General features: G+C 58.2%; 12 protein-coding genes and 1 pseudogene. 8 read left to right on the forward strand and 5 right to left on the reverse strand.

The features are described from left to right. Positions 1 to 4 precede the first annotated feature (4 nt). The 5 genes from napF to C7476_RS15605 are packed head-to-tail and all read left to right on the forward strand — an operon-like array spanning position 5 to position 4,445. Complete coding sequence (gene napF / locus C7476_RS15585) at positions 5 to 502, forward strand: ferredoxin-type protein NapF (protein ID WP_114430823.1); 498 nt, start codon at positions 5 to 7, stop codon at positions 500 to 502. Beyond that, positions 495 to 779 carry a chaperone NapD gene (locus C7476_RS15590; RefSeq protein ID WP_114430824.1) on the forward strand — a complete coding sequence of 95 codons (285 nt, stop codon included), beginning with the start codon at positions 495 to 497 and terminating at the stop codon, positions 777 to 779. The genes napF and C7476_RS15590 overlap by 8 nt, the downstream gene beginning before the upstream one ends. Beyond that, positions 757 to 3,258: a periplasmic nitrate reductase subunit alpha gene (gene napA, locus C7476_RS15595; RefSeq protein WP_114430825.1), complete on the forward strand. Its 2,502-nt coding sequence runs from the start codon at positions 757 to 759 to the stop codon at positions 3,256 to 3,258. Before C7476_RS15590 ends, napA begins: the two co-directional genes overlap by 23 nt. Continuing rightward, a complete protein-coding gene (locus C7476_RS15600) occupies positions 3,228 to 3,719 on the forward strand; it encodes a nitrate reductase cytochrome c-type subunit (RefSeq protein WP_114430826.1) in 492 nt (163 codons plus the stop codon). Before napA ends, C7476_RS15600 begins: the two co-directional genes overlap by 31 nt. Positions 3,720 to 3,722: 3 nt before the next feature. Beyond that, a complete protein-coding gene (locus C7476_RS15605) occupies positions 3,723 to 4,445 on the forward strand; it encodes a cytochrome c3 family protein (RefSeq protein ID WP_181872456.1) in 723 nt (240 codons plus the stop codon). A gap of 56 nt (positions 4,446 to 4,501) precedes the next feature. On the opposite strand, the pseudogene C7476_RS15610 reads toward C7476_RS15605, so the two are convergent. The 3 genes and pseudogenes from C7476_RS15610 to C7476_RS15620 all read right to left on the reverse strand — a co-directional run. Next, positions 4,502 to 4,774: pseudogene (locus C7476_RS15610) on the reverse strand (chromate transporter); the annotation flags it as partial. Positions 4,775 to 4,846: 72 nt separating this feature from the next. Next, a complete protein-coding gene (locus tag C7476_RS15615) occupies positions 4,847 to 6,247 on the reverse strand; it encodes a Do family serine endopeptidase (RefSeq protein ID WP_114430827.1) in 1,401 nt (466 codons plus the stop codon). Between the two features lie 387 nt (positions 6,248 to 6,634). After that, complete coding sequence (locus C7476_RS15620) at positions 6,635 to 7,627, reverse strand: YihY/virulence factor BrkB family protein (protein WP_114430828.1); 993 nt, start codon at positions 7,625 to 7,627, stop codon at positions 6,635 to 6,637. Between the two features lie 710 nt (positions 7,628 to 8,337). On the opposite strand from C7476_RS15620, the gene C7476_RS15625 reads away from it, so the two are divergent. Continuing rightward, positions 8,338 to 10,689, forward strand: coding sequence for an autotransporter family protein (locus C7476_RS15625; protein WP_114430829.1), 2,352 nt, complete (start codon positions 8,338 to 8,340; stop codon positions 10,687 to 10,689). Positions 10,690 to 10,880: 191 nt separating this feature from the next. On the opposite strand, the gene C7476_RS15630 is transcribed toward C7476_RS15625, so the two are convergent. Next, a complete protein-coding gene (locus C7476_RS15630; RefSeq protein ID WP_114430830.1) occupies positions 10,881 to 11,939 on the reverse strand; it encodes a calcium:cation antiporter in 1,059 nt (352 codons plus the stop codon). A 377-nt stretch (positions 11,940 to 12,316) separates the two neighbouring features. On the opposite strand from C7476_RS15630, the gene C7476_RS15635 reads away from it, so the two are divergent. Both C7476_RS15635 and C7476_RS15640 read left to right on the forward strand, forming a co-directional pair. After that, on the forward strand, positions 12,317 to 12,586 hold the full coding sequence (locus tag C7476_RS15635; RefSeq protein ID WP_114430831.1) for a hypothetical protein: 270 nt from the start codon (positions 12,317 to 12,319) through the stop codon (positions 12,584 to 12,586). Positions 12,587 to 12,608: 22 nt separating this feature from the next. Beyond that, a complete protein-coding gene (locus C7476_RS15640; RefSeq protein WP_114430832.1) occupies positions 12,609 to 12,788 on the forward strand; it encodes a hypothetical protein in 180 nt (59 codons plus the stop codon). A 173-nt stretch (positions 12,789 to 12,961) separates the two neighbouring features. Here C7476_RS15640 and C7476_RS29130 read toward each other — a convergent pair whose 3' ends face one another. Next, positions 12,962 to 13,084, reverse strand: coding sequence for a hypothetical protein (locus C7476_RS29130; RefSeq protein ID WP_281032708.1), 123 nt, complete (start codon positions 13,082 to 13,084; stop codon positions 12,962 to 12,964). Between the last annotated feature and the right edge of the window lie 92 nt (positions 13,085 to 13,176).

Here is a 13,176-nt window from a genome sequence, read left to right on the forward strand (position 1 = left end):
GATAATGGCGACGACCATTTCAAGACGGGCTTTCTTTGGCGGGCGACGGGCACCCGAATTTCGGCGCATCCTTCCGCCCGGTGCAACTGACGATGGTCTGCTGGCCTGCAGCGGCTGTGGCAGCTGTCTGGAAGTATGTCCCACTCATATCATCAGCTTTGTCGACGATCTGCCGACAGTTAATTTTTCGGTTGGCGAATGCACCTTCTGCGGAGAATGCGCGAAGGCATGTCCAGAGCAGGTCTTCCATCGCAGATCAGCGCATCGTTTCCCGCACGTGGCCCTGATCACTGACAGCTGTCTGGCCCAAAACCGGGTCGAGTGTCAGTCATGCCGCGACGTCTGTCCCGAGCAGGCGATCCGTTTCCGCCCTCAAGCTGGCGGACCTTTCCTACCTGTTCTCGACGAAGGGGCCTGTAACGGTTGCGGCGCGTGCATCAGCGTCTGTCCTGTCACCGCCATCAAGGTTCGGGATCTGGCGCAGAGGGCAGCGTATGCGTGACAGGGCGGACACCTATCACATTTCGAGCGCCGTCATCATGGCGCTGCCCGCAATGCAGGAAGCCGTACTCGCACAACTTGATGAAATGGCGAATGTCGAGGTCCATGCGCATCAGGGCAACAAGATCGTCGTCGTTATCGAGGGCACGAGCACGGGCATTCTGGGAAACCGCCTTTCGCAGATCTCCACCCTTGACGGGGTGATCGCGGCGAACATGGTTTTCGAGCATGTCGAAACGGAGGAGACCAGAAGCAATGACCGAACTGACGCGGCGTGATGTTCTCAGGGCGCATGCGGCTGCGGTCGCGGCGGCCACAGCCGGCATCACCATACCTGCCTTCGCGCAACCAGTACCCGGCGGCGTGAGCGCACTTGAAATCAAATGGTCGAAGGCACCCTGCCGCTTCTGCGGAACGGGGTGTGGCGTGATGGTCGGTGTCAAGGAAGGCCAGGTGGTTGCAACCCATGGCGATACGCAGGCCGAGGTCAATCGCGGTCTGAACTGCATCAAGGGCTACTTCCTCTCAAAAATCATGTATGGCGCTGATCGTCTGACAACGCCGCTTTTGCGTAAGAAAAATGGCAGTTACAGCAAGGATGGTGAGTTCGAACCCGTGAGCTGGGACGAGGCGTTCGACGTGATGGCCGAGCAGTGCAAGAGGGTATTGAAGGAAAAGGGCCCAACAGCTGTCGGAATGTTTGGCTCCGGACAATGGACGATTTTCGAAGGCTATGCTGCGACCAAGCTCATGCGTGCCGGGTTCCGCTCGAACAATCTCGACCCGAATGCACGGCACTGCATGGCTTCCGCGGCGTATGCCTTCATGCGCACGTTCGGCATGGACGAGCCCATGGGCTGCTACGACGATTTCGAACATGCCGACGCGTTTGTGCTGTGGGGTTCGAACATGGCGGAGATGCATCCGATCCTCTGGACGCGGATCGCCGACCGCCGTCTTGGCCATCAACACGTCAAGGTCGCGGTGCTTTCGACCTTTACCCACCGCAGCATGGACCTTGCTGACGTGCCGATCATCTTCACGCCGGGAACCGATCTCGCGATCCTCAACTACATCGCCAATCACATCATCCAGACCGGGCGGGTCAACGAAGAGTTCGTCAAGAAGCACACGACGTTCATGCGCGGGGCAACCGATATTGGCTACGGTTTGCGCGCGGACCACCCACTGGAGGTCAAAGCCAAAAATGCCTCCGACCCAGGGAAAATGGAGCCCATAGACTTTGAGGCGTTCAAGACGCTTGTGTCGGAATACACGCTTAAAAAGGTATCCGAACTTTCCGGGGTCGATTCCGGTTTCCTCGAAGAGCTTGCCGAACTCTATGCTGATCCCGGTCGTAAGGTCATGTCGCTCTGGACGATGGGATTCAACCAGCACGTGCGCGGCGTCTGGGCGAACCAGATGGTCTATAATATCCATCTGTTGACTGGCAAAATCTCGGAACCCGGTAACAGCCCATTCTCATTGACTGGCCAGCCGTCGGCCTGCGGTACGGCACGCGAAGTGGGCACTTTCGCCCACCGCTTGCCCGCGGACATGGTGGTCACCAATCCGGAGCACCGCAAGCACGCCGAGGAGATCTGGCATGTTCCGCACGGCATTATTCCGGAGAAGCCCGGCTATCACGCTGTCGAGCAGGACCGGATGCTGAAGGACGGCAAGCTCAATTTCTATTGGGTCCAGGTCAACAACAATGTGCAGGCTGCGCCCAACACCAGCAATGAAACCTATCAAGGCTACCGCAATCCTGATAATTTCATCGTGGTTTCCGATGCCTATCCAACCATCACGGCGATGAGCGCTGACCTAATCCTGCCCGCTGCCATGTGGGTGGAAAAGGAAGGGGCATACGGCAATGCCGAGCGGCGCACTCATGTCTGGCATCAACTTGTGCAGGCACCCGGGGATGCACGCTCGGACCTGTGGCAAATGGCCGAATTCTCCAAACGTTTCACGACGGACGAAGTCTGGCCTGCGGAGATCCTCGCTGCCAGTCCGGACTATCGCGGCAAGACGCTGTACGAGGTGTTGTTCAGCAACGGAGTCGTCGACCGCTTCCCAACAAGTGAGCTCAACGCCGAGTATAGCAACAACGAAGCGAAAGCGTTCGGTTTCTACATCCAAAAGGGATTGTTTGAGGAGTATGCCACTTTCGGTCGAGGGCATGGACACGACCTTGCACCTTACGATCGCTATCACGAAGAGCGCGGATTGCGCTGGCCTGTGGTCAACGGCCAAGAGACGAGATGGCGGTTTCGCGAGGGCTATGATCCTTACGTCAAGCAAGGCGAAGGCGTCAAATTCTATGGCCGGCCAGACGGTAAGGCTGTCATTCTCGCCGTTCCCTATGAACCTCCGGCTGAATCTCCCGACGACGAGTTCGATATCTGGCTTGTCACGGGACGCGTCCTTGAACACTGGCACTCCGGTTCGATGACCATGCGGGTTCCCGAGCTCTACAGGGCCTTTCCGGGGGCTCGATGTTTCATGAACGCGGACGACGCACGGAAGCGCGGCATTAACCAGGGGGCCGAAGTGCGGATCATCTCCAGGCGCGGGGAAATACGTTCCCGCATCGACACCCGCGGCCGCAACCGCATGCCCAAGGGCGTGATCTTCGTGCCGTGGTTCGATGCCAGCCAGCTTATCAACAAAGTCACCCTTGATGCCACGGATCCCATCTCCAAACAGACGGATTTCAAGAAATGCGCGGTCAAGATTGTTTCGGTCGCATAGCCCGCCGACCAGCTTGGGTTTTGGCTATTTTTACCTTCGTATTGTTCGTGGGACCCGCGGCAATTGCGCAGATGGTGCCTGCGCTGTCCGGGCCGGATGAGGCCATGGAGGAAATCCCGGCTGCGCCGATACCGAAATGGATAGTCGACGACATCCGCAGGATGCGCGCCTACCCGGATCAACCACCTGTCATCCCGCATTCGATCGAAGGCTATCAGCTGTCCGTGAACGCCAACCGTTGCCTGTCGTGCCATAAGCGCGAGTTTACCCAAGGGTCGGGCGCTCCGATGATCAGTGTCACCCACTACATGACCCGTGAAGGCCAGATGCTGGCCGACGTGTCGCCGCGGCGCTACTTCTGCACCGCGTGTCATGTGCCGCAAGCTGATGTGCGCCCCCTCGTCGACAACAAATTCAAGGACATGAGCGAACTGGGCTTTAAGCCCGCCGGGAGCGAATAGCACATGATCGCGTGGGTCAAGAAGAGGCTGGCATGGGGCTGGAAAATGCTCACCACTCCCGCGGCAACGCTCAGTCTTGCATTCTTGACGCTTGGCGGCTTCGTCGGCGGGGTGATGTTCTGGGGCGCGTTCAATACCGCGCTTGAGCTGACGAACACGGAGAAGTTCTGCACGTCCTGCCACGAGATGCGGGACAATGCTTACGAGGAATTGACGCGCACCATCCATTTCTCGAACCGCTCCGGTGTGCGGGCGACCTGTCCCGATTGTCACGTGCCGCACGAATGGACGGCCAAGATTGCCCGCAAAATGCAGGCGTCCAAGGAGGTATGGGGCAAGATTTTTGGCACAATCGACACCCGCAGGAAATTCCTTGATCACAGGCTCGCACTGGCGCAGAACGAATGGGCGCGGATGAAGGCCAACGACAGTCTGGAATGCCGCAACTGCCATTCGTCCGTGGCAATGGACCTTTCCAAGCAGACGCCGCGCGCGGCGGAAATCCATACACGCTACCTTCTGTCCGGCTCGGCTACCTGCATCGACTGCCACAAGGGAATCGCCCACGAACTTCCCAACATGCAAGGGATCGATCCCGGCTGGAAAGTGCCACCGGAACTTGAAGGCGAAACACTGCCCTCCGCCAATGCCATCGATGATCTAAAACGCGCCATCGCCGACGCGCATGGCGGATCATTTCTGACCGATGGTTCAGTTGGACAATGATTACCTATGGTAGAATGACCACCGATTACGCTAAGCCGACATTGCTTGTCGGGAGCGGTACACTGCAACAGCCAGCCAATATAAATGGCCAGTTGCTGGGCCTCCGGTCCCGGCAACAGCGTGCAGTAGTTGAGTGCATGCAGGAAGCGCGTTTCACCGATCCAGCGTTTCTCTTCGACGACAATCCGGTGCATCACGGCAATCTGGCCAGCCGGACCGCCGAAACTCAAGGCGGCAACCCGCGCCCAAACCCGCACGGCTTCACCAAACGAAACGCCATGGTCCGGAGTCTTCGCTGATGGATTCTTCACTGCGGCGGCACAACGCATTCCGTCCCAGTGACCAATTCGGGCAGGACTTCCTTATCGCCGGAAATCGACCGGAAAACAGCCTCACGCGGTTCAGGTTAAGTTCAATGCAATGAGGCGCGTCTGCCCATTGGCCGCAAGTACGAGAATCACGGCGGAACGGCGGCCCTCGGCCTTCAACGTCTCTATCCGCCGTATAAAGGCTCCCGGAGAGTCCACCGCCTCATTTTGTACTTCCGTAATGACAGTTCCGGGTCGGATCCCCTGCCCGGCCGCCGGAGACCCCGGGTCCAGCGCGACCACGACGACTCCTCTGACATCGTCCCGCAGTCCAAGCTCTCTTTGCTGTGCACGCGTAACGCCGGAAATCTTCATGCCGAGGGCAGATACAACAGAAGTCCCTGCGGCCGGGACCTCCCTGCGTGCCAATGTAACCGTCAGCTCGGTGCTGCGACCATCGCGCACCACGGTTACAGGCACATCCTTGCCAACGGGCGCTTCAGCGACAATACGCTGCAATTGCCGCGGATCGCGTATTTCTTGACCGTTGAGATTGACGATCACGTCGCCCGAGCGCATGCCCGCGGGACCGGCCGGGCCGCGCGGATCGACGCCAGAAATCACGACTCCGCGGGGAGGTTCAATCCTCAACGCCTCCGCGATTTCGTTGGACAGTTCCTGGAGAGACACACCGAGCCAGCCGCGCCGGGTTTCTCCAAACTCACGAAGTTGCGCGATTATCGGCTGCGCCGTGTTGGCCGGTACCGCGAAATTCAGACCGATACTGCCGCCCGAAGGGGTAAGGCCCAGCGTGTTGATCCCGATCACATCGCCGGCCATGTCGAACAATGGTCCACCGGAGTTGCCTCGGTTGATCGCTGCATCGGTCTGAATGAAGTTGTCAAAAGGACTCGTTCGGATGTCACGATTCTTGGCGGACACTATCCCGGCAGTCACGGTACCGCCGAGGCCCGACGGATTGCCGATCGCCATAACCGGCTGCCCCACGCGAATTTGGTTGGAATCTGCGAACTTCACCACCTGCAACGGCGTGCTCGGCCTGACCCGCAAGACAGCGACGTCTATGTAGCTATCCTCCCCGAGCAATTCGGCACGCAAGCTCGTTCCATCACTGAGGATGACGTCAATCTCCTCAGCGTTCCTGATCACGTGCTCGTTAGTGACAATGATTCCTGAGGCGTCGATCACAAAGCCCGAACCAAGGGAACGTTGCGCGCGCGGCGGCTCTTCTGTGTCGGGTGCCGCTGGACGCTGACCTTGAGCATCCGGATTTGGATTTTCATTGGCGCGTCTGGTCGTCGAGATGTTGACGACCGCATCGATAACTCGCGCCGCAAGATCGGAAAGATCACCCGGTTGAGCTGCGGCGGGGAGCGAAGCCGTCAGAAAAGCAGCAAGGCCGAAGGCTATTATACGCGTGAATGCGCTGCATACGGCTGTGAAAACCGTTGATCCGGCACGACAGCTATCCATTGTCCGTCACTCCCTGTTCCCGACACTGCGGTATGATGTCGGTAGGCTTCGGAAAATTGCTTGTATCCGCTTTGGTTGAGCGATCTGGGGTTTCATCCGGCTGTGTTGCAGAAGAAGATTATAGCATCCACCATTGGCGCTCGCCAGACCTTTGTACGCCTCAGCGGTGGCGTTGCCTTAAACCAGAATCTGATTATGCCGCACAGTGCGCGCGAGCTGCTGATATGCCTTGCGGCCGCTCCGCAGGCCGTTCGCGTCGCCGGACACAGATGGAATGCGGATCGCCAAGCTCGACAAGGCGCTCCTCGCGGCTCATCGCAACGACGATGTCGGCGTCCGACCTGCGCCCGTCAAGGCTCGGTCAAGTTGGCATCGCTGCGACGAAAATCATTCATTGAAGTTCCGCTCGCCTATACCATTGAACTCTGCTCCAATCAGGATGCTGATTGAGGAGAGCCACATCCAAAAAAGAAGGAAGTCGACGGCGGCAAGCGTGCCAAATGCCATGTTATAGTTTTGGAAATTTGCCAGGAAAACTGAAAATAGAAATGATCCCATCAGCCAAACTAGACTGGCGAGAATCGAACCTGGGCTAATCCACCCCCAGCGATAGCCCGTTCGGCTCGGTCCAAATCTATAAACAAGCTCTAAGCCTATCAACAGTATTACAAATACAACAGGCCAACGCCCAATCCAGATTAAGACAAAAACCGCCGTATCGAGATTGTCCAAGTTAGACAAAATCGGAACTGCTCCGACGGTAAATATCGCGATCACCAGAAAAAATACCAATCCCATCGTGAAATAAATAGAAGTAATATTCAATTGAACGAAAGTTCGCTTCTCAATTTCGCCGTATGCGACGTTCAACCCTTCAAACAGCGCCTTCATGCCTCTATTTGCGCTCCAAAGGGACAACACGACGGAAATGACAAGCGCAATGCTAAACGCGGCCTCTTGGTCATTGTCGATACGCTCAATCCTATTGCGTAAGAATTCAACCCCGGCAGTCGGCAAAGCCCCCTCGACCCCCGCTAATAGCTCGGTCAAATGTTGGGAGTCTGCAATCAACCCATAGACGGACAGGACTGCCGCGATGGTAGGAAATAGTGCAAGCAAACCATAGAATGTCACGCCAGCGGCGACTGACAAGATGCGGTCGTTCCGAATGCCTGAAAACGTTTGACTCAATATCGACAGCCATCTCGCGAGCGAAATTCCATTTAACTTATAAGTTTCTGACGGCGGGCCGGATCGTGGCGCACCACCTTTTCCGGCTCTGTGGGGCGTATCTGCATCAAACCGACTCACTGTCAGATAAGTCGCGATTCCTACAGTCACCGCGAAAGATAAGTTCGCAAAGATCGAACGAGAACGCATTTGCCACTCCCAACTAACGAACTGCTGCGTATGTCTAAACCATTGATGCAGCGCTCCGGCCTAGCATCCGTGCCGACGATGCCCCTTTGGCCTGCTCTATGGGGTGATCCGAGCTTAATGTTGATGCGCAGTTCGTCTTGAACCGCCCCGGTATTTTGGACCACCTTGGCAGGTTAATGGAGCGGACGAGAAGCGCAACATCAGGTTGCAGTGACCGCCGTGTTAGCCGATCTCCATATTCGAAGGCACGCCGATCCACATGCCGAACCCTCGCAAGGGATGAACGAAACACTGGAGCCCGGTCCGATCCGATACGTGAGCAGTGAATCAACGCTGCGGATGCGCCGCATCGGTAGAAAGGCTATCTGCTCCTGGCGCGCGTATGGTCGAGCTTTCAACATCGGCCGGGGCTGGGCCGCTGTCGTATTTTGGCAACACGGTGACGCAAATCCGAGCGGCGTCGCGCGTCGCGCTTGCCTGCAGGGCGATTCATGGCAAAAGTGTGGCCTTGATCCTGTTTGAGGAAGCGGGATCGCCATCGGGTGTTACCTGAAGGAGAGGCTGCTTATGCGTTCCAATGACCGCATAGTACCGACAGCTGCACTCGGCGGGTCCGCAGGAATGCGGAAACAGCCACTACCAATTTATCCCGGATTGTTTTTGCTCGCGGGTCAGCCTATCCGAACTGCCGCACCAGAGCGGAACGTCGCATGAACGCCGGGCTCCTCAGCGGATCATCGCTTGTTGTTCTCCTGGTACTGTCGGCTTTTGCGATCCGACCGGCCCAGGCGCAATGTGTTTCCAACGGATCGACAATCACCTGCAGTGGCGACCATACAACTCCGTCGTCATCTCTAGGACTCGGCAGCGGTAAGGATGCGTTGAACCTGGAGGGCGGGACGCTGGTCGGCGACATCACCTCATCAGGAAACTCACCGGACACGTTCAACCTAGATGGCGGCAAGGTCGAGGGCTCGATCGATGCCGGGAACGGAGCGGACACGTTCAATCTTGCTGGCAGCGCCATTACCGGCAGTCTTTTGGGAAACAACGGGCCCGACACATTCAATCTTAGCGGCGGGTCTGTCGGGGGCGATGTCGATGGTGGCCAGACGGGGGACACGTTCAATCTTACCGGCAGCACCATTGCCGGCCGCCTCTTGGGAGGTGCCAATCCGGACACGATTGTCTGGAGTGGAGGCTTCGTCAACGGAATCGACGCAGGCACACAGCCAGATTCGGCAACATTTGTCGGTTTGACCGGCGAATACCTGAAGCGGGACCTCGTCGTCGACGGCGGGCTCCAAGATGACCATCTGTTGTGGCGAAACACTGCTGGCGACCAGGCCGCGCGCTATGTCCGCTGGGAACTGTTCGAACTCACGCAGAACTCGACGCTCACATTTTCCGCGCCTTCCGACGTGCTCACATTGGGCGACAGTGGAACAGGGACCGGCGACCTTTTCATAGATCAGTCGAGTACGGTTTTTGCGGGAAGCGGAACATATTCCGTCGAACCCTTCAGTGCGTCTGCGCTTGTAGATGTCAGCAACGCTGGCATGATCGACCTCAACGACGGATCTGCATCTGACCGGCTGACCATCGTGGGTAATTATGCAGGAGACGATGGCACGCTGGCGCTCGATACCAGGTTCGGTCGCGCGGCAAACGATCAGCGTTCCGATGTCCTGGAGGTAAGCGGGAGCGGTGCCAGAGCCAGCGGCACTACGCAGATTCAAATCGATCCCGTCGACCCTGACGATGCCGTCCAGACAGAGGGCAACGGCATTCTGGTGGTCGAGGCCAGCAACGGGGCAACGACGGACGCAAACGCCTTTTTCCTCGACGGCGGTTCGACAGGCGCGGGACCGTACGAATACAACCTGTTCCGCTCCAGCATAGACAGCGGCGGTCCGGAGAACTGGTACCTGCGCAGCCAAGGCGGGCTCCCCGACCCCTGCGAACCTGAACCTCAACTGCCGGGCGGCACTGGCGGAGGTGGCAACGGTGGTAGTGGCGACGGCGGCGGAGGTGGTGGTGGTGGCGAAGGCGGAGGTGGCGGTGGTGGCGACGGCGGAGATGAAGGTAGTGGCGGCGGCGTCGTTGACGGACCTTTTCGGCCCGAGGTGCCGCTCTACGAGAACGACCCCGCGCTCACCCTACGCTATGGGTCGATGCTTCTCAACACGTTGCATCAACGCAAGGGCGACGATCGGGCGGACGCTCGCGGGTCCGGCGAGTCGCATATCTGGGGTCGTGCCGTCGGCCGACATGGACGGCAGTCTTGTCATAGGATGGACCTCGACTACGATCTCTTTGCCGTGCAGGGCGGAATCGATCTTTACTATGCCGAAGGCCCGAACCGCGAAAGCGACCGAGCGGGCGTCTATGGGGCGATCGGAACCGGATCGGCCGACTCCAGCGCGTTCGACCTTCCAGCGGGCTCCAACGATCTGAATGCATCCACCATCGGCGGCTACTGGACGCACTACGGCAAGGAAGGCTGGTACATCGACGCACTCCTGCAGGGCACCTGGTACGATGTCGATGCCGGCTCGGACCGTCCGTACTCGCTCTCGACGAACGGCTTCGGCTTCGGCGCTTCCCTCGAGGCGGGCTATCCGTTTCCAGTTGCCGACGGCTGGGTCGTCGAGCCGCAGGCGCAGCTGACCTATCAGCATGTCGATCTCGACGAGGCGAGCGATGGAGCCGCCACGGTGAGCTTCTCGGACGTCGAAAGCCTGGTCGGCCGTCTTGGCGCGCGCCTCGCCAGAACCTGGGAGCTCGATCAGGGTAAAACCGATCCGCGGAGGGTCACCGCGTGGCTGCGCGCGAGCTTCGCCTACGAATTCCTCGGGGATCCTGTGACCACCTTCTCCTCGGGCGCGGGGCCGGTGCCGTTCGATGCCGAATACTCCGGGCCGTCGGTGGTCCTGAATGCGGGGCTGGATACCGAGCTTGGCGACAGCACTGCGCTCTACGCCAATTTGGACTACGAATATCAGTTCTACGATGCAGGCGAGTCGATTGGCGGCGAGGTCGGCCTGAAGGTGCGCTGGTAAGAAGCCGGGCACAACCGACTGGTTCCGTCGCACCGCAGTCCGAAATGCCTTATTGACCCGGATCAACCTGGTGTCTTCCGCACCAAGCATTTCAAGACCCCTGCCAGCCGATTCCCGGATGCGCGCCGACCGAACATTTTTGTTCGGCGTCATACCTCTTGTGTTTGCGACTGGCGCGGCAGGATGCCATCTCATCCCCACCAGAAGATGGCGGCAATAAGAAAATAAAGTCCAACGAGCGCCACGCCGTCGACGATATCCGCCCGTCCGTCCACACACACCAGGGTGACGACGAGAACCGAAAGTCCCACTGCCACCGCCATAATCGGCGGAATCGCCAGCGTTAACGAGGTTCCACCGATGAAAAAATGGCTGATGAGAATCAGTGCGGGAATAAGCACTATTGCCACCTGAAGCGCCCCATTCAGAGCCACGCTCACAGCCAGATCAATCTTGCCCTGCAAAGCGAGACGGATCTCGACGACGCCGACGGTGTTGCTTGCCAGTGCCACCACGACCATTCCGGCAAAGGAGGGTGAAATTCCGAGACGAAGGATCGCCGGATTCAGCGCTTGAACGAACCAATCTGATACCAGCACCGTGGCAACAGCACCGATGCCCAGAATAGAAGCGGCGAGCCATAACGGCCATATGTGGGGACGCTTGCGCGCTTCCGCCGGGACACCTCGCTGTCCATCCTGCAGCATGGCCCATGTCGACACCGCAAAGACCAACAGCAATACTATCGCGCACGCAACGGCCAATTGCGCTTTGTGTTGCCCCGCCGGCAAATGAAGTTCATAGGCCACAGTTGGCAGGACCAGGGCGGAAACTGCCAGCATGAGCAAAACAGCGATCATGCGGGGCGTGCGGCTAGCGAACTTCAGCACGCCGTAACGGACACTGCCCGCTATTATGGCAGCACCGAGTATCAGGACCGCAGTGGCCAGGATCGAGCCGATCAGCGCGGCCTGGACAACCTCCACTGACCCAGCCCGCAAAGCAAAGACACAGACGAAGAGTTCCGGCAGGTTGCCGAGCGCAGACTGTATTATCCCTGTCGCCGCCGCACTGAGGTGATTGCCCAGCTGGTTGGTGGCTTCGCCGATGACATAAGCTATTCCCGCCAGGGCGACGACCGCCGCGGCGAAAACCAGGACTGGCCCTGCTTCAGACGAATGCAGGACTCCGGCGACCGTAACGGTAACAACGACAAGCAGGATTGCCCATTTCTGGCCCGCACCGATCATCTCTGCAGTTCTCCCCCAGTAGTATGGGCGTGGACCATGATGCGATTTTCGAATCACAGATCCGAAGCCTGTAAATCTAGGAATGTTCGCTTTGCGTAAAAGCGGACATCCGCGTGACTAAGGCGGCGGATCGGTTCTGAAATAGTAATGGCCATTCCACCCGCCTCATCGCGTCGTTGCATTCGGCCGTACGGACCCTCGCAGTCTCGTGCCGGCAGAAGATCCGGTCCGGTCCGGTTCGGCACCCAAGACGATGGCTACCCGCATGGCTGTAAGCTGCCATGGCCTATCAAGCAATGTATCGTACACGAGCAGTATCCATTAATGTACAGGCAAAGCAGAACAAAAATCATCGCTCGAATAGTGGAGATCCCAGGATGAAGATTGATCTAGGCGAAGTGCTTGATCCATTTCGCAGGCACGTCATCGACATCAAAGATGCGCTTGCTCACGCCCGTTATCGCTACGACGGGCTCGATTTGATCTTGGAGACGGTCTCGGACTCCAAGGTCCGCGGTGCCTCACAGGAGATTTTTGCCGTCGCGGGTGAAAAGATGAATCTCGTTGACGATATGCTGGACGACCTCTATCGGCAGCTATCTGATGTAGACCGTATGCTGGAAGCTTACGAGTCAAAACCAGGGTGACACCTGTTTCGGGGCTGCTCCGATGGCCGGACGGAATTCCGGCGGGCCACGGCCAAGGACTTCCCGGGTCGGCTACGATCTTGTTGCCATGTCCGGTTGCACGAAAGAACGAACCTGGCTCATCGTCGAACCGTTGGCGCATGACACACTCAACGATAATCTCAACACCGCCGGACGTTCACTACGGCGGTTCCGCTATTGATGTACACACCGTTCTCTTTTGCAGGAAGTCGGGTTAGGACCGGAGTTCAGGACGGAGAATTGCGGCTGCGTAAGTTGCCCCCGATCTGGATAAGCACGGTTTCGAGCGTGCTCTCGCTCTTATTCAGGTCGAGCCAATGGAGCGCAAGACCCACATCAGGTTTAGGCTCCCATTCAGTAAAGAAGCCAAGCAATGACGATTGCCACCACGACCCCAATCAGGAATACCGTGCTGAAGGTTATGGGACCGGCATTGACGCCAAGTTTCGACAGTCGGGTGTCGCGTTTGTCCGACATGGCTTTTTGTCTCCTCGCTTCGCAGCGCAACAACCAATGTGGACGTGAAATGGTTGCTGCAAATTCAACAAAATGGGCGAACGTCTACCGCG

Origin of the sequence: Phyllobacterium bourgognense (assembly GCF_003337575.1) — a bacterium.
GTDB lineage: Bacteria > Pseudomonadota > Alphaproteobacteria > Rhizobiales > Rhizobiaceae > Phyllobacterium > Phyllobacterium bourgognense.

Excerpts from the sequence above, each read along its gene's own strand:
- napF (WP_114430823.1), top strand. The coding sequence starts at position 5 with ATGGCGACGACCATTTCAAGACGGGCTTTCTTTGGCGGGCGACGGGCA.
- C7476_RS15590 (WP_114430824.1), top strand. The coding sequence starts at position 495 with ATGCGTGACAGGGCGGACACCTATCACATTTCGAGCGCCGTCATCATG.
- napA (WP_114430825.1), top strand. The coding sequence starts at position 757 with ATGACCGAACTGACGCGGCGTGATGTTCTCAGGGCGCATGCGGCTGCG.
- C7476_RS15600 (WP_114430826.1), top strand. The coding sequence starts at position 3,228 with ATGCGCGGTCAAGATTGTTTCGGTCGCATAGCCCGCCGACCAGCTTGG.
- C7476_RS15605 (WP_181872456.1), top strand. The coding sequence starts at position 3,723 with ATGATCGCGTGGGTCAAGAAGAGGCTGGCATGGGGCTGGAAAATGCTC.
- C7476_RS15615 (WP_114430827.1), bottom strand. The coding sequence starts at position 6,247 with ATGGATAGCTGTCGTGCCGGATCAACGGTTTTCACAGCCGTATGCAGC.
- C7476_RS15620 (WP_114430828.1), bottom strand. The coding sequence starts at position 7,627 with ATGCGTTCTCGTTCGATCTTTGCGAACTTATCTTTCGCGGTGACTGTA.
- C7476_RS15625 (WP_114430829.1), top strand. The coding sequence starts at position 8,338 with ATGAACGCCGGGCTCCTCAGCGGATCATCGCTTGTTGTTCTCCTGGTA.
- C7476_RS15630 (WP_114430830.1), bottom strand. The coding sequence starts at position 11,939 with ATGATCGGTGCGGGCCAGAAATGGGCAATCCTGCTTGTCGTTGTTACC.
- C7476_RS15635 (WP_114430831.1), top strand. The coding sequence starts at position 12,317 with ATGAAGATTGATCTAGGCGAAGTGCTTGATCCATTTCGCAGGCACGTC.
- C7476_RS15640 (WP_114430832.1), top strand. The coding sequence starts at position 12,609 with ATGGCCGGACGGAATTCCGGCGGGCCACGGCCAAGGACTTCCCGGGTC.
- C7476_RS29130 (WP_281032708.1), bottom strand. The coding sequence starts at position 13,084 with ATGTCGGACAAACGCGACACCCGACTGTCGAAACTTGGCGTCAATGCC.